Below are 18,951 nucleotides of genomic sequence, written 5' to 3' on the forward strand. Positions count from 1 at the left end.
GCCGGCGACATACGACTCCTCGATTTGGGAACGGTCCCTCCATTGGGGGGCACGGGAATACGCGACGGCCGGAGAACGGAGCCGGCAAGAAACCGACACCCCAACGAGAGCTCGCGCACGACCTCGCAATCGCGCGCGGCCGCCCGTCACGCCTTCAGCACCGTGCGTTCCACCGCATGGACGGTAAGCAGGCCATACACCCCCATCAAGACAACGACGAACGTCAGAACACCGCCCACAATGGCGAAGAAGCCCTGCACGCCGAGCGCGAATGTGAGGAACCCCACGAGGAACAAACCGAACACGTCGTGGATGAGCGCGCCGACGAGAGGCGCGACGAAATACAGCCGAACTTGCGACCGCAACGAACGACGTATGTCCGCATGCTCGCACCCGAGTTGCATGAGCACACGATACGCCCGACGCGCGTCCTCCGCACCCGAGAGCTGCTGCAGCGCCAAAACCGCGACTGCGCTCAGCAGGAAAACAGCTCCGTAGAAGATCCCAATGTAACCGATGGGCGCCATCGAAGCGGCAATGCCGCTCGAAAGCATCTCCGGCGTCCGCAACCCCACGCTGAACGCGAAGCCGGCCACCATCATACACAACCCCACGGCAATGAGCACGCATACGCAAGCCATCGCCATCGAGGAGCTTGAAACCCGCGCCTCAACCTGACGAACAGTGAACGCACGCAGCCCGTCCCAGTACCGACTCTCCGATGCGCGCGCATGCGCTGCCCATCGTGCCACACCCAGCCGGGCGACAAGTGCCGTGGCGAAGCATGCGGCAAGTCCCATGGGGATAATGAACGCGATGAAGTACACAGGCTGAAACACGCACAAGCCCCATACCACCGCGAGCAGACAAGCCGCAAGCACACCTTGTCCCGCCCGAAGTGCGCGCTCGCCCAAACGCATGGTCTCGGGCGCGCGATCGGCGGCCAAAAGATCGATGAGGGGTCTACGTACCACATCGCGGGCGCCGTCGACGGCGTTGAACGCGAACACCACCGCAAAGCACGACCCGGTCCACAGGGCGGAACTTGCCGAAAACGTGAAGGAGAGACGCCAGGGAACGTTGAACACGAAGGCCGCAATCGCGCCGAATGCGGGTGACAACCACGCGCCCGCCGCCAAACCGCACGCCAGCGCGCCGGCACCCACGAGCGCCGTCTCGGCCACGAGCACGACCGACACCGCGCCGCGCCCCATGCCGCACAGCTCGTACAACGCAAACTCGCGCTTGCGCCGGCGGAGCAGGAACCGATTGGCATACCGCACCAAGAAGAGGAACACGAGCACGGTGAAGATGGAGAACGCCTGCAGCACGTCGCCCGCACTCCCCAGCACGCCCATCTGCTCGGGCGAGAGACCCATGGTGCGCACGTGGTCGGTCGAGGCAACGAACGAGTACAGCAGGCACGCCGCGAAACCGAGCGTCGCGAAATACACCGAGTAGTCACGGGCGCTGCGGCGCACGTTGCCGACGGCGAGTTTGAGATATAGCTGCATGGCGGGTCCTTCCAAGGGTTATTACCGCACCCATTCTCGCGGGCGCTGCGCTCCCCCGCCATCGATTCTGCTTACATGCGGCGAACAAAACCGTAAGGTTGCCCGAACGTGCGCCGCCGCATCAAATCCGAGCGCCCGCACACGTTCCGGACTCGCGTCGGCACAGGCAGATTTCTCCTGGCATGCGCATGCCCCCGGCGCGGCCGCACCGGGGGCATGCAAGCATCTCTAGTCGAAAACGCCGTCTACAGCACGCCGTCCAACATGAGGTTCACCTTGAGCACGTTGACCGTGGGCTCGCCGAAGACGCCCAGGAATCGGCCCTTGGTGCACTGGGCGATGATGTCGCGCACCTCGCCTTCGCTCTTGCCCGTGGCCTTCGCCAGGCGCGGCACCTGGTACTCGGCGGCATCGGGGGAGATCTCGGGGTCGAGGCCCGAGCCGGAGCACGTCACCAGGTCGACGGGCACGGCGTCCATGTCGGCGTCGGGGTTCGCGGCGCGGATCTTCTCGACGCGCGCATCCACGAGCTCCTGATACTCCTCGCTCGCCGGGGACAGGTTGGACGGGGCGCCGTAGGCCATGAGCTCGCCGTTCTCGTCCTCGACCACCGACACGTTCTGGATGCGGCCCCACATGTGGTCCTCATCCTCGAAGTTCTGGCCGATCAGCTCGGAGCCCACGATCTTGTCGTCGACCTTGATGAGAGAGCCGTTCGCCTGATACGGGAACGCAACCTGGGCGATGCCGGTCACGACGAGCGTATAGCCCAGGCCGCAGACAACGGTAAACAGCGCGAACACGCCCAGCGCACGCGATGCGACACCTTTGAACATACAAACCTCCACTTACATAATGCCGCAGAACGCGAGCAGCATGTCGATGAGCTTGATGAATACGAACGGGGCAACGATGCCGCCCAGACCCCACACGAGCAGGTTGTGGGAGAGCAGCTGCCCGCTGGGCACCTCGCGGTACTTAACGCCCTTCAGCGCGGCCGGGATCAGCGCGACGATAACGAGCGCGTTATAGATGATGGCCGAAAGAACCGCGGACAGCGGGCTCGCCAGACCGAGAATGTTGAGCGCGCCGAGGCCCGGGTAGATCGGCGAGAACAGGGCGGGGATGATGGCGAAGTACTTCGCCACGTCGTTGGCCACCGAGAAGGTCGTGAGCGAGCCGCGGGTCATGAGCAGCTGCTTGCCGATACGCACGACCTCGATGAGCTTGGTGGGGCTGGAGTCGAGGTCGACCATGTTGCCGGCCTCCTTGGCGGCCTGGGTGCCCGTGTTCATGGCCACGGCCACGTCGGCCTGCGCCAGAGCGGGCGCGTCGTTGGTGCCGTCGCCGGTCATGGCGACCAGGTGACCCTCACGCTGGAACTCGCGAATCTTCGCGAGCTTGCCCTCGGGGGTGGCCTCTGCCAGGAAGTCGTCCACGCCCGCCTCGGCGGCGATTGCCGCGGCGGTGAGCGGGTTGTCGCCCGTCACCATGATGGTCTTGATGCCCATGCGGCGCAGGTCGGCGAACTTCTCCTTAACGCCGGACTTGATGATGTCCTTGAGGTACACGACGCCCAGCACGCGGCAGTTCTTGGTCACGACCAGCGGGGTGCCGCCGGCCTTGGCGATGCGCTCGACGACCTCGTCGCACTCCTGGGAGAACACGCCGCCGGCTGCCTCCACGTAGGCGCGCACGGAATCGGCGGCGCCCTTGCGAATCTCATTGCCCTCGTAGTTCACGCCGGACATACGCGTCGCCGCGGTGAACGGGATGAACTCCATGCCCTTGTCCTCGAGCGTGCGTCCGCGCAGGCCGAACTGCTCCTTGGCGAGCACGACGATGGACCTGCCCTCGGGGGTCTCGTCGGCCAGCGAGGAAAGCTGGGCGGCATCGGCCAGCTCCGCGGGATCGACGCCGTCGACCGGGATGAACTCGGCGGCCTGGCGGTTACCCAGGGTGATGGTGCCGGTCTTGTCGAGCATGAGGATGTCGACGTCGCCGGCGGCCTCGATGGCGCGGCCGGACATGGCCAGCACGTTGGCCTCGTTCAGACGGCTCATGCCGGCGATGCCGATGGCGGACAGCAACGCGCCGATGGTAGTGGGAGCCAGGCACACGAGCAGCGCCACGAGCGTGGTCACGGCCGTGGGGTTGACCATGTCGTTAAGACCGGCCGAGAAGCAGGAGTAGCAATACAGGGCCAGCGTGACCAGGATAAAGACGATGGAGAGGGCCACCAGGAAGATTTCCAGAGCGATCTCGTTGGGAGTCTTCTTGCGCGCGGCACCCTCGACCATCGCGATCATCTTGTCCAGGAAGCTCTGGCCGGGCTCACTGGAGATCTTGACGACGATCCAGTCGGACAGCACCGTGGTACCGCCGGTAACGGCAGAGCGGTCGCCGCCGGCCTCGCGGACCACGGGGGCGGACTCGCCGGTGATGGCGGACTCGTCAACGGAGGCAGCGCCCTCGATGACGTCGCCGTCGCCGGGGATCTGCTCGCCGGCGCGTACGATCACCAGGTCGCCGCGCGTGAGCTCGGTGCCGGGAACGACAGTGAAGTGCTCCTTGTCCTCAACGGACTCGATGCGATGGGCCTCGACATCCTTCTTGGCCGCACGCAGGGAATCGGCCTGAGCCTTACCGCGGCCCTCGGCAAGCGCCTCGGCGAAGTTCGAGAACAGGTCGGTGAGCCACAGGATGACCGCGATGGCGACCACATAGTAGGTGGGCACACCCGCGTCCTGCACACCGAAGATGGAAGCGACGGCCAGGACGGAGGTCATGACGGCGGAAAGCCATACCAGGAACATGACCGGGTTTTGAATCTGGACGCGAGGATCCAGCTTGGCAAACGAGTCGCGGACCGCGCGGCCCATCATGTCTTTTTGCATAGCCATAAATCTGCGCCCTCCTTTACGCAATCATCTGGAAGAACTCGGCAACGGGGCCAAGCGCCAGGGCCGGGAAGAAGCTCAGGGCACCGATCAGCAGAACGATGAACACGAGCAGGAATACGAACATGCCGTTGGTGGTAGACAGGGTGCCGGCGCTCTCGGCGACCTTACCCTTCTTGGCCAGCGAGCCGGCGATAGCCAGCGTGCCGATGATGGGCATGAAGCGGGCGAACAGCATCTCGAGACCGAGCATGACGTTGATCCAGGGAATGTTGCAGTTCATGCCTGCAAACGCCGAGCCGTTGTTGCCACCGCATGAGGTGAAGGCATACAGCACCTCGGAGAAGCCGTGCGCGCCGCCATTGTTGAGCTGGTCGACAAGACCGGGCACCATGCAGGCGATGGCCGAGCACACCAGAATGGCAAACGGAGTTGCCAGGCACAGGACAACTGCCCAGCGCATCTCACCCGGCTCGATCTTCTTGCCCAGGAACTCAGGCGTGCGTCCGACCATGAGACCGGCGATGAACACCGTGAGGATGGCGAAGCCGATCATGCCGTACAGGCCGCAGCCCACGCCGCCAAAGACGACCTCGCCCAGAGCCATCTGGAGCATCTGGACGAAACCGCCCAGCGGGGTGTAGGAGTCGTGCATGGAGTTAACCGAGCCGTTGGAAGCGGCGGTGGTGCATGCCGACCACGTGGAGGAGGCGGCGATACCGAAGCGGCTCTCCTTGCCCTCCATGTTGCCGCCGGCCTGGCCGTCGGTCATCTCGATATTGACCGCTCCGCCATCGGCCAGCTGCGGGGTGCCCGCATGCTCGTTGACGGCGATGATGCCGGTGAAGATCACCAGCAAGATGAACATGGCGGCAAAGATAGCCTTGCCCTGCTTGGTGTTCTTGACGCCGATACCGAAGGTGAAACAGCAGGCGGCCGGGATCAGCAGCAGGCTGGTCATCTCGATGATGTTGGTGAAGGCGCTGGGGTTCTCATACGGATGGGCGGAGTTCACGCCGAAGAAGCCGCCGCCGTTGGTGCCGGACTGCTTGATGGCGACCTGAGGAGCCGCGGGGCCCTGGGGCAGGAACTGTTCGGTGACCACGCGTGCGTCCTCGACGACCTTGCCATCGACCTTGACCGTGTCTCCCTCGATCTGGGCGTCGTCGATGACGCTCCAGCCGCCGTCTGCATTAGGCTGAACGGCAACGGGCTCTACGAGCTCAGCCTTCTGGGCCGGCTGGAAGTTGGCGATGACGCCACCGGCAGCCAGGCAGATGCCGAACACGAGGTTCAGCGGGATGAGCACGTACAGGACGGTGCGGGTGAGGTCGACCCAGAAGGAACCCAGACCCTGCTCCTTGACCTGGCGGAAACCGCGGATCAGAGCGAACATGACCGCGATGCCGGTACCGGCGGAGACGAAGTTCTGCACGGTGAGGCCCATGAACTGCACGAGGTAGGACAGGGTGGTCTCGCCGGAGTAGGACTGCCAGTTGGTGTTGGTGATGAAGGAGGCCGCCGTGTTGAACGACAGGTCCCACGACACACCCGGCAGGTGCTGCGGGTTGCCCGGCAGGACGGCCTGGAGCATCTGGAGCGCGACGAGCACCACGAGCCCGATACCCGAGAAGGCGAGGACGCTCACCAGGTAGCGCTTCCAGCCCATCTGCTCATGCGAGTCAATGCGGAGCAGGCGATAGACGCCCCGCTCGACGGGTGCGAGCACGGGTGACAAAAAGGTATGCTCGCCGTCCATGACACGGGCCATGAACCGACCGAGCGGGATGGCCAAAACGACGAGCACGGCGAAGTACAGGATGTACTGAATTGCAGCGCTCATGGGTTACGAATCACTCCTCATCAAAATATAAATGTAGTAGATCAACAGGCCGATGCACGTGATGCCTATGATCGGGATCAGGACATTCATGTAACCGCTCCTTCCGAGAATCACGGGTGGCACCCTTCCCCGAGTGCCTGGGAACAGTAAACGGCGAAGCGGATTAAAACGGTGTTAGAGTGATGCCCTCCGGCCTTAAGATGCCGTAAAGATGCAGCTGGACGGATGCGGCGCCCCGAACGGAGCCCTATACTCATCGCATGCTCGAGGCGGCCCATCCCACCGCCGCAATCGATCCACACCGGCGAGAAAGGCCTCGCAATGTCACGCACTGCATCCGACGTACGGGCTAACCCCGACCTCCTGCTCAGAGCGCTCGAACAGGACGCCCACACACAGGAGCGCCGCGGACGTCGAGGGCACCTCAAGATCTTCTTCGGGTACGCCGCGGGCGTGGGCAAGACCTACGCCATGCTCCAGGCCGCACACGCCGCCAAGAGGCGCGGCGTGGACGTCGTCGCCGGCTATATCGAACCTCATGAGCGCCCCGCAACGGCGCGCCTGTCGCGGGGCATCGAGCGCATCCCGCATATGGCCATCGAGCACAACGGCATCGAACTCGCGGAATTCGACCTCGACGCTGCCCTGGCCCGGGCGCCGCAGCTCATCCTCGTCGACGAACTCGCGCACACCAATGCACCGGGGTGCCGCCATGAAAAGCGCTATCAAGATGTCGAGGAGCTCCTGCGCACCGGCATAGACGTCTACACCACGGTCAACGTCCAGCACATCGAGAGCTTGAACGACATGGTGGCCTCCATCACGGGCGTCGTCGTGCGCGAGCGCATCCCCGACCGCGTCTTCGATGACGCCGACCAGGTCGAGCTCGTGGATATCGAGCCCGAGGACCTGCTCGAGCGCCTCAAGGCCGGACTCGTGTACCGCGCGGCGCAGGCCGACCGCGCGCAGCGCAACTTCTTCAGCATCGAGAACCTCACGGCGCTGCGCGAGATCGCCCTCCGCAGATGCGCGGACCGCACCGGGCGCCTCGCCGACGCCGCGCGCGTGCTCGGCAACCGCGACTACTACACCAGCGAGCGCATCCTGGTCTGCCTCTCCCCCGCCCCCACGAACCCGCGCATCGTGCGGGCGGCCGCGCGGCTGTCGAAGGCCTTCCACGGCGAACTCGTCGCCCTATTCGTCGAGAGTCCGCGAACCCAGACCATGGACGAGGACGAACGTGCCCGCCTCTCATCGAACAGCGCCCTCGCCGAACAGCTCGGCGCGCAGGTGGAAACGGTGTATGGGGACGACATCGCCTTTCAGATCGCCGAGTTCGCGCGACTGTCCGGCATCTCGAAGATCGTCATGGGGCGCACCGGCGAGGCGCGTGGCCTGCATCACGCGCTCTTCGGGCGCAAGTCGCTCGTGGAGAGGCTGATCGCCATCGCGCCGAACCTCGACATCTACATCATCCCCGATCAGCCGGTTCCGGCCAGGCGGGGGCAGGACCGGCCAACGGCCTCGGAACCTCATCTGCCGAGCAGGCGGGACATGTTGCTCACGCTGGGCCTATCCGCCATCGCCACGGCAGTTGGCACCGCATTCCGCGGACTCGGGTTCGCCGACTCGAGCATCATCTCCCTCTACATCCTCACGGCCCTGCTCACGGCCGTCACGACCACGGGGCGCGTCTGCACCATCGTGTCGAGCATCCTCTCGGTGGTGCTCTACAACTTCTGCTTCGTGACGCCGCTGTTCTCATTCGACAGCTACGACCGAAGCTACCTCGTGACCTTCGTCATCATGTTCGCGACCGCAATGGTGGCAGCCGAACTCACCGCGCGCCTCACCGACAACGCGCGTACCTCGGCGAAAAACGCCTTCAGGACCCGCGTGCTCCTCGAAACCAACCAGCTCCTGCAGCGGGCCCAGGGACCCCAGGCACGAGCGCGCATCGCCATGAGCCAGCTCGTGAAGCTCCTCAGGCTCGACGTCGTCTTCTACCCCGCAGACGGCGACCTGCTCGGAGAGCCGCTGTATGAGAGCGCCGGGGCCGAAGACCACCGCACGTCCCTGCTCACCGAATACGAGCGCGCCGTGGCGACGTGGACTTTCAACAACAACAAGCACGCTGGGGCGAGCACTCACACCCTGCCAGAGGCGCAATGCCTCTACCTTGCGGTGCGCGCAGGCAACGAGGTGTTCGGCGTCGTGGGCATCGATCTTAAGGGGCGCGGACTCGAGGCGTTCGAGCACTCCATCGTCTTGTCGATCGTCGGCGAGTGCGCACTCGCCCTCGAGAGCGACAAGACGGCGCGGGAGCGGGAGGAGGCCGCCGTATTCGCCAAAAACGAGCAGCTGCGCGCCAACCTGCTTAGATCCATCGGCCATGACCTGAGGACGCCCCTCACCGCGATCTCGGGATCTGCCGCCGTGCTGCGCGATGGTGGGGAGAAACTCGGGGACGCGAAACGGCTCGAGCTCGCGGACGCCATTTACGACGACTCGCTCTGGCTGATCGACACCGTCGAGAACCTCCTCGCCATCACGCGCGTCGAGGATGCGGGCATGCACCTCAACCTCACCTCGGAGCTCATGGATGAGGTCATAGCCGCCGCCCTCGGCCATGTCGCGCGCGGGGCGCGCGGCCACCGGGTCGTCGCCGCGCATACGGACGAGCTCCTCTTGGTAAAGATAGACGTCCACCTCATCATGCAGGTCCTCACCAACCTCGTCGTGAACGCGTTCAAGTACACGCCCGAGGGCTCGACCGTGACGGTGGGCGCGCGAAGGGCCGGGGCCTTCGTCGTTGTCGAGGTCGCCGACGACGGGCCGGGCGTGGCCGACTGCGACAAACCGCACGTCTTCGACCGCTTCTTCATCTCGAGCAAAGCGCTGCCCGTGGACTCCCATCGCAGCTTCGGGCTCGGGCTGTCGCTGTGCCGCTCGATTGTAGAGGCGCATGGCGGTACCATCGAAGTGCATGACAACCACCCCCATGGAGCGGTTTTCCGCTTCACCCTTCCCGCCGAGGAGATCGAGATCCATGAATGACGGCACACGCTCAAACATACTCGTGGTCGAGGACGACCCGGCGGTCCGCAATCTCGTGACGACCGCGCTCGGCCTGCATGGATACGACGTCGAGGCGGCGACGAATGGCGAGACGGCCATCTTGGACGCCGCCTCGCGCAACCCCGCCCTCATCATGCTCGATCTCGGCCTGCCCGACATCGACGGCGTGGACGTCATATCCAAGGTCCGCAGCTGGTCGGCGGTGCCCATCATCGTCATCTCGGCACGCACCGAAGACTCGGATAAAATCGGCGCGCTCGACGCCGGCGCGGACGACTACCTAACGAAGCCCTTCTCGGTGGAGGAGATGCTCGCCCGCGTGCGCGCCAACTTGCGACGCTCGGCCATGCCCGCGGCCGATTCCGTCGAGTCGAGCACCTTCGACAACGGGGGCCTGCATATCGACTATGCCGCGGGGTACGCCGAGCTCGACGGCGAGCGGCTCTCGCTCACGCCCACCGAGTACAAGCTCCTCGTGCTTTTGGCGAAAAACGTCGACAAGGTGCTCACGCACACGTTCATCACGCGCGAAATCTGGGGGACGAGCTGGGATAGCGACATCGCGAGTCTTCGCGTGTTCATGCGGACCCTACGCAAGAAGATAGAGGCCGACCCCTCGCACCCGACGATGATCCAGACGCACGTGGGCGTGGGCTACCGCATGCAGCGACTCTAGTCCGATCAGGCCTCGTCGCCAAAGGAGATGCCCAGGGAACGCGCCTCGTGCACCAGGTCGCTGCCGGGGTCGACGTACTTGAGCTTGCCGGCGACCTCCTCCAGCGGCACGCGGCACATCTTGCCAGAGCGCTGCGCGACCATAAAGCCGCTCTCCCCCTCCAGGAAACCCAAAGCCGCCTCGACGCCGCACTGCGTGGCGAACACGCGGTCCTGCGCATCGGGCTGGCCTCCGCGCTGCGTGTGACCGGGGATTGCCACACGCGTCTCGCGACCGGTGCGGGCCTCGATCTCGCGCGCGATGTCGTAGACGATGGACGGAGAGGTGCGCGCCGCGACGAGCTTCTTGTACTCCTTCTTGGACAGCGTCGCCTCATCGCGCGAGATAGCGCCCTCGGCGACCACGATGATGGTGAACCGGGCACCGGCCTGCATGCGGCGATTGATCGCGGCGATCACGTTGTCCATGTCGTAGGGGATCTCGGGAATCAGACAGACGTCGGCACCGCCCGCAACCGCGGCGTACAGCGGAATCCAACCCACCTTATGGCCCATGATCTCGATCACGAAGACGCGTCCGTGGCTGCTCGCGGTGGTGTGGATGTCGTCGATGCACCTGGTGGCGATCTCGACCGCGCTCGTGAAGCCAAAGGTAAGGTCGGTGCCCCAGGTGTCGTTGTCGATGGTCTTGGGCAGGGCAATGACGGAGAGACCCTCCTCGCGCAAGCGGTTGGCCGTCTTGGTGGAGCCGTTTCCGCCCAGCATAAACAGACAATCGAGCTTGAGCTCGCGATAGGTCTCCTTCATGGCGGCGACCTTGTCCACACCGTCGGCCTCGGGCGTGTCGAGGCGCTTGAAGGGCGTGCGGCTCGTGCCCAAGATGGTCCCGCCGCGCGTGAGGATGCCGCTGAAGTCGACCGGTGCCATCTTGCGATAGCGCTTGTAGATCATGCCCTGGTACCCGTCCTCGAACCCGTAGATCTCAACGGGCTCCGTCGACAGGTTGACGACGGTCTTTACGATGCCACGCATGGTGGCGTTGAGCGCCTGACAGTCGCCACCGCTCGTCAGAAGGCCGATTCGCACCATAGGTACCCCTCACGCTCATGGCACACGCCGCCTGAAGGGCGGCGAGCGCGGTCTATTCACATATTCAACAGTGTACGCCCAACGAAGCCCCGCTCAGCGTGTCCGCGCGCATCGCTTACATACGCGCGATTCTTTAACATGCTCGAAAGCATCGCGTAAAGAGTCCATCATGCTTGCGCGTTACACTCACCATGAACCGAGGCACGGCGATAACCTAAAGACATCCATGCGATTTCACAGGTACCACCACTTCCGGCAAGCACCGCAACACGAGGGAGCCATCATGGGCAACGACGGACACAACAAGCAGCGTGATTTGAGTTACACCCAAAACCGTGAACTTTCCTGGCTCCGTTTCGACGAACGCGTGCTCTCCGAGTCCCTCGACGACACGGTGCCGTTGTTCGAGCGCCTCAAATTCATCGCGATTTTTGAGAGCAACATGCATGAGTTCCTCATGGTCCGCATGGGTGGACTCTCAAGCCTGGCGACCCTCAAGCGGCAGCCACGCGACAACAAGAGCGGCATGACCCCCTCCGAGCAAGTGGCGGCCGTATTCTCGGCGTTGCCGGGATTGTTCTCCAAAGCCGCCTCGTCCCTCGACGCCATCGAATCCCTCCTGCGCGCCAAGGGCATCGAGCGCATCACGCCCTCCGAGCTCATAGGTGCCGAGCGCGATGCGGTGCGCAGCTACTTCGACCGCAACGTGCTCCCCATCTTCTCGCCGCTCATCATCGACCCGCGCCACCCCTTCCCCAACCTGCGCAACGGAGCCCTCTACATCGTCTGCACGCTCGCCGCCGCCTCCGAAGACGAACAAGGGCTCCTCGGCATCATCGAGGTCCCAAGCTCGCTCCCCCGCGTCGTCGAGATCACGAGAAACGACGGCCAGCTGCGCTACATCCTGCTCGAGGATGTCATCTTGGCGTGCCTGGAATCGTGTTTTGGCTCCTATGTCCCGCAGGATCGCGCGGTAATCCGCGTCACGCGCAACGCCGACCTCGACCCGGACGGCGAGGGCGTCGAGGAAGACGAGGATTACCGCCAGCACATGAAGAAGGTGCTCAAGAAGCGCTTGCGCCTCCAGCCCGTGCTCCTCGCCGTGCACGGAGATCTCGCCCGCGAGTCCCTCAAGTCGATCCGCAAGGCACTGGGACTGAGCCAGCAGGCCGTCCTGTCGGTTACCATGCCCCTTGACTTGGGATATATCTACTCCCTGGAGGGCAAGTTGCCCGCCACCGTGCGCGACCGGCTCCTGTTCCCTCCGTTCGCCCCCCAGCCGAGCCCGCTGTTTTGCCCGGGTGACTCCATGCGCGATCAGGTGCTCGCCGGCGACAAGCTGCTGTTCTACCCCTACGAGTCGATGGGCACGCTTCTCGGCCTCATCAACGAGGCCGCCCACGACGACACCTGTATCTCGCTGCGCATCACGCTCTACCGCGTAGCGCGTCAGTCGCGTTTGTGCGAGTCGCTCATCTCCGCAGCCGAGCGTGGCAAAGAGGTGACCGTGCTGATGGAACTCCGCGCGCGCTTTGACGAGGAGAACAACATCGCCTGGGCGGAGCGCCTCGAGGAGGCGGGCTGCACCGTCATCTACGGTGCGGAGGGCTTCAAATGCCATTCCAAGATCTGCCAACTCACCTATCATGACCAGGGGAAGATTCGCCGCATTACCCTACTGGGGACCGGCAACTTCAACGAGAAGACCGCACGCCTGTACTCGGACTTCATGCTCATGACTGCGCACGAGGGCATCGGCGAGGACGCCAACGCGTTCTTCCGAAACCTCACCCTGGGCAACCTGCGCGGCGAGTACCGCTACCTCGGCGTGGCGCCCGCCGGGCTCAAGCCCCTCGTGATGGACGGCCTCGACCGCGAGATCGCCCGTGCGCGCGCCGGCATGCCCGCCCACGCCTTCTTCAAGATGAACTCCCTCACCGACCGAGAGGTCATCGATAAGATCGCCGAGGCAAGCCGAGCGGGTGTCCGCATCGATATGATCATCCGCGGGATATCCTGCATGCTGCCGGGCATCGAGGGCAGCACCGAGAACGTGCACATCCGCTCTATCGTGGGTCGCTTCCTGGAGCACGCGCGCGTGTACTCCTTCGGTGAGGACGCCGACACCGTCTACCTGTCGAGCGCCGACATGATGACGCGCAACACCGAGCACCGTGTGGAGATCGCCTATCCCGTTCTCGACCCCACGTGTCGCGCCATGGTGCGCGACTACATGGCCGATCAGCTGCGCGACAACGTGAAGGCTCGTGAGCTGAGCGCGCAGGGCACCTGGGAGCCCGTTGCCCGAGCGGAGGGCGATGAGCCCTTCAATGCACAGGAGCACTTCATGACGCAGGCTGCCAACCGCGCTCGCGCCGCAGAGGAGAGACGCGCGGCTCGAGCCGTCGAGGTCGAACGTGCCGCGCGTGACGAAATCGCACATGACGCGGAAGCGGTGAACCCCCGTGCAGGCCGGGAGCCCGACACGTCGAATGCCGATGCGACGCCGTCGCAACCGGTTGCCTCCACAACGGAAACCAACGAGCTCAACCAAGCTGTCGAGTCCCAAGAGACAGACGGCCACAAGGGTACCGAACAGGGCAAAGAGAGCAACTTCAAGCGCGGCTGGCACATGGTGATGCGCGGCTTCCGCGAGATGTTCTCCTAGCCGCCATTACCCGTTTTCAAGACGAGGACGCTTTCGTATTCGACGGGCAGCCGGTGCACCGCGCGTGTAATGTCGAAAAATACGCGATTGAAGCGCGTCAATTTCGACATTCTACGCGCGGCTCCGTCAAATCCGGCTGACATGCCGCGCCGCCTCACATCATGCACGAGGAGGCAAGTACGTTATACGCATTAGCCCTCGAGCTGCTCGCTGGCCTCGAGCCAAGCCATCTCGAGCTCATCAAGCTCCTCACGAGCGTGGGCAATTGCCTCCTGCTGCGCAGTGAGGGCGGCGAAGTCGGTGGGGTCGATGGCGAACATCCCCTGCTCAAGCTCCTCGACCTTGCCGCGACGCGTCTCCATTTTGCGTTCGAGCGAAGCAACCTCCTTCTTGAGGCGCTGGCGCTCCGCATTCGACAGTCCGCATGCCTGGGAAGGTGTCGCCACGGCAGATGCGACGGCTCCTTGACCGGACGCGCCGCCGCCCAAAGGTGACCCCGCTTCCAAAGCACCACCGAACCCGGGCGCCTGAGGATGGGACGCTCCGCCGGCAGACGCGCCCTCCGTCAAACGCAGGTACTCGTCCACGCCACCAGGTACGTGGCGAAGCGTGCCTCCTATGAGGGCCCACTGCTGGTCAGTCACACGTTCCATGAGGAAACGGTCGTGCGTCACGAGGATGAGCGTGCCCGGCCAGCTGTCGAGCAGGTCCTCCACGAGAGCGAGCATGTCGGTATCGAGGTCGTTGCCCGGCTCGTCCAAAATCAAGACATTCGGTTCCTCCAAAATGGTCAGCAGCAACGACAAACGGCGCTTCTGACCACCCGAAAGATCCTTGATACGACTCCACATCTGTTGCTGCGTAAATCCGAGGCGCTCGAGCAGCTTCTCGGGGCTCGTCTCCTTGCCCTCGACCATCACGTAACGCTTGCCGCGGGCAAGCACCTCGCGAATGGTGTCGTCCTCGACGGGCTTCAACTCGTCGAGCTGCTGGGACAGCACGCCAAACCGGACCGTGGAACCAATCTTCACGCGTCCGCGGAGCGGCTTGAGTTTGCCCTGGATGATATTGAGCAAGGTGGTCTTACCGGCGCCGTTCTCGCCGAGCAGGCCGTAGCGGTCGCCCGCACCAATAAGCCAGGTCACATCGGAAAGAACGGGACGACCCAAAGCCACGGCGTCAGGAGACACGCCGCGGGCAGCGAAGCCGTCCGCCGCAGCGGAATTGCCCACAGCAGAAGGATTGTCCGGCACGGCGGAGCCGCCAAGAGAACTTGTGCCTTCCTTGGAGCCACGCACGGCGGCCAAGGAGCTTGCGTAACCCGCGTCCACATCGATCACATCGATGACCTGCTTGCCCAAGCGGCTCACCGCGAGACGCTTGAGCTCGAGCTCGTTGCGCACGGGAGGCACGTCGGCAATAAGCTCGCGGGCAGCCTCAACGCGGAACTTAGGCTTGGTACTACGCGCCTGCGCACCACGAGAGAGCCAGGCAAGCTCCTTGCGGGCCATGTTGCGGCGACGCTCCTCGGTTACCTGCGCCATACGGTCGCGCTCGACGCGCTGCAGGATGTAGGCGGAGTACCCACCCTCAAAGGGGTCGACACACCCGTCGTGCACCTCCCACATGGAGGTGCAGACTTCATCGAGGAACCAGCGGTCGTGCGTGACCACGAGCATTGCGCCGCTCGATTTCTGCCACCGCGCCTTCAAATGCTCGGCGAGCCAGTTGATGGTACGCATGTCCAGATGGTTGGTGGGCTCGTCGAGCATGAGCACGTCATAGTCGCCAATAAGCAGGCGCGCCAGGTCCACACGACGACGCTGTCCACCAGAGAGCTCGCCCACCAGGCCCTCCCAGGGCACGTCGGCGATAAGGCCGTCAAGAATCTGACGCACGCGCGGGCTCGACGCCCACTCGTATTCGGGAAGGTCGCCCACCACAGCACGATGCACGGTCATGCCGTCATCAAGCGCATCGCGCTGACCGAGGACGCCCACCGTCACATCACGACGGCGCGTCACGCGTCCGGCGTCAGGCTCGATCGCACCCGAGAGAATGCCGAGCAGGCTCGACTTGCCATCACCATTCTTGCCCACGATGCCGATGCGGTCGCCCTCGTTCACGCCGAGCGTCACGTTCTGCGCAATCAGTTTGGTAGGAAACTCAAGATGCACGCTGTCGCAACCGAGCAGAATGGCCATATCGAAACGCTCCTCGCTATCGTATTTACAGCCATCCATCTTAGCAGGGCGTCTACCCGAGACAGGCGGGGCGGGACATTGCAGACACGAGCACTTAACCACAGTGTGCCGCGCCGTACCCTCGGGCATATCGTCCCGCGCGCAGTTCCGCACGAGCCGAAGGCCCCAGTGGGGCCTTCGTGCGAGTTCAGGACTGTCCGAGCACGGGATGATATGCCCGAGGGTACGGCGCGAAGCGTGATAGGCGGTCTACGAGAACATGCCGGTCAGGTAGTCGTTCAGGCGCTTATCGCGAGGACGCTGGAAGATCTGCTCCGTCTCGCCGTACTCGACCATGTCGCCCATATAGAAGAACGCCGTTCGGTTGGAGGCGCGGCTCGCCTGCTCCATGTTGTGCGTCACGATGACGATGGCGCGCTCCTTCACGATGCTCTGCATGAGCTCCTCGATCGCCAGCGTGGAGATGGGGTCGAGCGCAGAGCACGGTTCATCGAACAAGATCACGTCGGGATGCATGGCGAGGGTGCGCGCAATGCACAGACGCTGCTGCTGGCCACCGGAAAGCGAAAAGGCGCTCTGGTGTAGCTTGTCCTTGACCTCGTCCCACAGGGCGGCGCCGCGCAGGCTCTCCTCCACGAGCGCATCGAGGTTCTCCTTGCCCTTGAGGCCATGGCGCTTGGGCGCGAACACGATGTTCTCGTAGATGGACTTGCGGAACGGATTGGGCTGCTGGAACACCATGCCGATGGAACGGCGCAACTCGTAGAGGTTCTCCTCGCGGGTGTTGATGTTCCGGCCATCGTAGAGGATCTCGCCCTCAACGCGGCATCCGCGGATCTCTCGATTCATGAGGTTGAGGGAGCGTAGGAACGTCGACTTGCCGCAACCGGAAGGGCCGATGAGTGCGGTGATCTCGCCCTTGTGGAATTCGAGGGACGTATCATGCAGCGCATGGTTGTCGCCGTAATACACGTTGACGCCGCGCGCCTCGAGAACGACTTCGCCATCGGTCGCACCGCGAGGCTGCGCGGAGGCGGCACCGGCGCGCACGCTATCCATGAAGGCCTCGGACGCACTCGACTCCACGGGGGCGGAAACGTCATGTTGGGTAGACTTGTTACTCATTCGGCCGTCATCCTTTTCGCCAGAGCCTTACCGGCCAAACGAGAAGCCACGTTGAACAGCAGGACGCAAATCATCAGCAATGCGGCGGTTCCCCATACGATGTGCTGCGCCTCGGGGCTTCCCTCACCGTAAATCTTGTAAATGTGCACCGCAAGCGACTCGCCCGGTCGGAAGATGTTCCATGCGCACGTGGGGCTTGAGAAGTTGAGCGAGAGGAAGTTCAGGCGCACCGGGCTCGACATGCCCGAGGTGAACAGCAGGGCCGCGGCCTCGCCGAAGACACGCCCGGCGGAAAGAACCACGCCCGTCACAATGGCGGGCATTGCGGCGGGAATCAGCACGTGGACCGTCGCCTCCCAGCGCGTAAGGCCCATGGCCAGGCATGCATCGCGCTGGTGCTGAGGAACGTCATCGAGGGCCTGCTGGATAACGCGCACCAAGATAGGGATATTGAACATGGTGAGCGCGACCGCACCGGAAATGATCGAGTACTTCCAGCCAAAGTTCACCGAGAACACGAGGAAGCCGAACATGCCGACGACAATCGACGGCAGGGAGGACAGCGTCTCGATGGCGGTACTCGCGATGCTCGTGATGGGGCCGTCGGGTGCGTACTCCGTGAGGAACACGGCAGCCCCCAAGCTCACGGGAACGGAGATGATCAGCGTGATGAGCAACAGATAGAACGAATCGAAGAGCTGGTACGCCACACCACCGGCAGCGCCGTTGGAGCGGCTGGGCTGCGTGAGGAACCCAGGAGTGAACAAGGTCGAAAGGCCCTCATAAAGGATATAGGCGACCATCGAGACCACGATGAGCATGACGAGTCCCGCGATGGCGGCAAGCGCCACGGTTGCGAAGCGATCGGCTCGGCGGGAACGGCGAATGATACGCATGTCCCCCATCTGAGCGGACGCCGCCTGAGAGATATCAGCCACGGGCGTTCGCCCCCTTCTTGCCAATGAGATGGATGATCAGGATGAAAATGAGCGACATACCCATGAGCAGCAGGCCCAGCGACCACAGGACGTCCTTTTGCACGGAGCCATCCGCATAGATCGCCATGCTGGTGGTAAGCGTGGTCGTGATGGTGGATGCCGGTGACAACAGGGATGCGGGCATGACCTCCGCGCCACCGATGACCATACGCACCGCGAGCGTCTCGCCAAAGGCGCGCGTCATGCCGAGAATAACCGCGGTCATGAGCGAGGGAAGGGCGCTCTTGAGCACCACGTGCCAAATCGTCTGCCAGCGGGTATAGCCTAGGGCGAGCGAGCCCTGACGATATCCATCGGGTACGGCGCGCAGCGCGTCCATGGAAAGCGTCGTGACGGTAGGCAAGATCATGACGGAGAGCACGATGGCACCGGGCAGGATACCCATGCCCGTCTGCGTCCCAAACACGGCCTTACAAGCGGCGACCACCACATGGAAGCCGATGAGACCGAACACGACCGACGGGATACCCACCAGCAGCTCGACCATGGGTTGGAACACGCGCTTTCCGAACGCCGGGGCGATCTCAACCGCAAAGATGGCGGAACCAATCGCGATGGGAAGCGCAATTGCCGTCGAAAGCAGCGTGACCGCAAAAGACGTGATGATGAGCGGAAGCGCGCCGGTCTGCGGCAATCCCGTCGCCTCGTCGACATTGGCGAGGCTCCAATCAGTCCCGGTAAAGAACCCAACGGCGTCGACACCGTCCTTGACGAAGGTCGAGATGCCCTTCTGCGCCACCATGACGATCAGCGCAAGGACAAGAAGCGTCACGAGCGCTACACACGCGCCCGTGACGCCCTGACCGACCCTCTCAAGGTTGCGCTTGGGCATGTGCTTTGCCATACCGCACCTTTCG

At 63.8% G+C, this 18,951-nt stretch carries 12 protein-coding genes; 3 read left to right on the forward strand and 9 right to left on the reverse strand.

The genetic code is table 11. The annotated features are described in order from the left end of the window. Nucleotides 1-146: 146 nt before the first annotated feature. From DWV48_RS03890 to kdpA, 4 genes are all read right to left on the reverse strand, one after another. The gene (locus DWV48_RS03890) at nucleotides 147-1,514 is read right to left on the reverse strand and encodes an FtsX-like permease family protein (RefSeq protein ID WP_118653538.1); all 1,368 of its coding nucleotides are present in this window, start codon (nucleotides 1,512-1,514) and stop codon (nucleotides 147-149) included. 245 nt (nucleotides 1,515-1,759) lie between these two features. Next, nucleotides 1,760-2,350 carry a potassium-transporting ATPase subunit KdpC gene (gene kdpC / locus DWV48_RS03895; RefSeq protein WP_118653539.1) on the reverse strand — a complete coding sequence of 197 codons (591 nt, stop codon included), beginning with the start codon at nucleotides 2,348-2,350 and terminating at the stop codon, nucleotides 1,760-1,762. 12 nt (nucleotides 2,351-2,362) lie between these two features. After that, complete coding sequence (gene kdpB, locus DWV48_RS03900; protein ID WP_118653540.1) at nucleotides 2,363-4,417, reverse strand: potassium-transporting ATPase subunit KdpB; 2,055 nt, start codon at nucleotides 4,415-4,417, stop codon at nucleotides 2,363-2,365. A 16-nt stretch (nucleotides 4,418-4,433) separates the two neighbouring features. Next, on the reverse strand, nucleotides 4,434-6,257 hold the full coding sequence (gene kdpA / locus DWV48_RS03905; protein ID WP_118653541.1) for a potassium-transporting ATPase subunit KdpA: 1,824 nt from the start codon (nucleotides 6,255-6,257) through the stop codon (nucleotides 4,434-4,436). Between the two features lie 321 nt (nucleotides 6,258-6,578). On the opposite strand from kdpA, the gene DWV48_RS03910 reads away from it, so the two are divergent. Both DWV48_RS03910 and DWV48_RS03915 read left to right on the forward strand, forming a co-directional pair. Next, on the forward strand, nucleotides 6,579-9,314 hold the full coding sequence (locus tag DWV48_RS03910; protein WP_118653542.1) for a sensor histidine kinase KdpD: 2,736 nt from the start codon (nucleotides 6,579-6,581) through the stop codon (nucleotides 9,312-9,314). Further along, nucleotides 9,307-10,011 (forward strand): response regulator, encoded by a 705-nt coding sequence (locus DWV48_RS03915; RefSeq protein WP_118653543.1) that lies wholly within the window; start codon nucleotides 9,307-9,309, stop codon nucleotides 10,009-10,011. The genes DWV48_RS03910 and DWV48_RS03915 overlap by 8 nt, the downstream gene beginning before the upstream one ends. Nucleotides 10,012-10,016: 5 nt before the next feature. Here DWV48_RS03915 and DWV48_RS03920 read toward each other — a convergent pair whose 3' ends face one another. Continuing rightward, nucleotides 10,017-11,099, reverse strand: coding sequence for a 6-phosphofructokinase (locus DWV48_RS03920; protein ID WP_118653544.1), 1,083 nt, complete (start codon nucleotides 11,097-11,099; stop codon nucleotides 10,017-10,019). A gap of 283 nt (nucleotides 11,100-11,382) precedes the next feature. Between DWV48_RS03920 and ppk1 the strand changes: the two genes are divergently transcribed. Further along, complete coding sequence (gene ppk1, locus DWV48_RS03925; protein WP_118653545.1) at nucleotides 11,383-13,767, forward strand: polyphosphate kinase 1; 2,385 nt, start codon at nucleotides 11,383-11,385, stop codon at nucleotides 13,765-13,767. A gap of 191 nt (nucleotides 13,768-13,958) precedes the next feature. Here the strand turns inward: ppk1 and DWV48_RS03930 are convergent, their stop codons facing one another. From DWV48_RS03930 to pstC, 4 genes are all read right to left on the reverse strand, one after another. Then, nucleotides 13,959-15,971 carry an ABC-F family ATP-binding cassette domain-containing protein gene (locus tag DWV48_RS03930; RefSeq protein ID WP_118653546.1) on the reverse strand — a complete coding sequence of 671 codons (2,013 nt, stop codon included), beginning with the start codon at nucleotides 15,969-15,971 and terminating at the stop codon, nucleotides 13,959-13,961. A 249-nt stretch (nucleotides 15,972-16,220) separates the two neighbouring features. Next, nucleotides 16,221-17,030, reverse strand: a complete 810-nt coding sequence (gene pstB, locus DWV48_RS03935; protein ID WP_118653628.1) for a phosphate ABC transporter ATP-binding protein PstB — start codon at nucleotides 17,028-17,030, stop codon at nucleotides 16,221-16,223. 62 nt (nucleotides 17,031-17,092) lie between these two features. Beyond that, complete coding sequence (gene pstA / locus DWV48_RS03940) at nucleotides 17,093-18,034, reverse strand: phosphate ABC transporter permease PstA (protein WP_233546127.1); 942 nt, start codon at nucleotides 18,032-18,034, stop codon at nucleotides 17,093-17,095. After that, complete coding sequence (pstC, locus tag DWV48_RS03945) at nucleotides 18,027-18,938, reverse strand: phosphate ABC transporter permease subunit PstC (protein WP_118653547.1); 912 nt, start codon at nucleotides 18,936-18,938, stop codon at nucleotides 18,027-18,029. Before pstC ends, pstA begins: the two co-directional genes overlap by 8 nt. Between the last annotated feature and the right edge of the window lie 13 nt (nucleotides 18,939-18,951).

The sequence above is a fragment of the Collinsella sp. AF08-23 genome (assembly GCF_003479805.1).
Classification (GTDB): domain Bacteria; phylum Actinomycetota; class Coriobacteriia; order Coriobacteriales; family Coriobacteriaceae; genus Collinsella.

What these genes read in the sequence shown, in the direction of transcription:
- kdpB (WP_118653540.1), bottom strand. Translation starts at nt 4,417, where the DNA reads ATGGCTATGCAAAAAGACATGATGGGCCGCGCGGTCCGCGACTCGTTT.
- ppk1 (WP_118653545.1), top strand. Translation starts at nt 11,383, where the DNA reads ATGGGCAACGACGGACACAACAAGCAGCGTGATTTGAGTTACACCCAA.
- pstB (WP_118653628.1), bottom strand. Translation starts at nt 17,030, where the DNA reads ATGGATAGCGTGCGCGCCGGTGCCGCCTCCGCGCAGCCTCGCGGTGCG.
- DWV48_RS03930 (WP_118653546.1), bottom strand. Translation starts at nt 15,971, where the DNA reads ATGGCCATTCTGCTCGGTTGCGACAGCGTGCATCTTGAGTTTCCTACC.
- DWV48_RS03915 (WP_118653543.1), top strand. Translation starts at nt 9,307, where the DNA reads ATGAATGACGGCACACGCTCAAACATACTCGTGGTCGAGGACGACCCG.
- kdpC (WP_118653539.1), bottom strand. Translation starts at nt 2,350, where the DNA reads ATGTTCAAAGGTGTCGCATCGCGTGCGCTGGGCGTGTTCGCGCTGTTT.
- kdpA (WP_118653541.1), bottom strand. Translation starts at nt 6,257, where the DNA reads ATGAGCGCTGCAATTCAGTACATCCTGTACTTCGCCGTGCTCGTCGTT.
- DWV48_RS03910 (WP_118653542.1), top strand. Translation starts at nt 6,579, where the DNA reads ATGTCACGCACTGCATCCGACGTACGGGCTAACCCCGACCTCCTGCTC.
- DWV48_RS03890 (WP_118653538.1), bottom strand. Translation starts at nt 1,514, where the DNA reads ATGCAGCTATATCTCAAACTCGCCGTCGGCAACGTGCGCCGCAGCGCC.
- pstC (WP_118653547.1), bottom strand. Translation starts at nt 18,938, where the DNA reads ATGGCAAAGCACATGCCCAAGCGCAACCTTGAGAGGGTCGGTCAGGGC.
- DWV48_RS03920 (WP_118653544.1), bottom strand. Translation starts at nt 11,099, where the DNA reads ATGGTGCGAATCGGCCTTCTGACGAGCGGTGGCGACTGTCAGGCGCTC.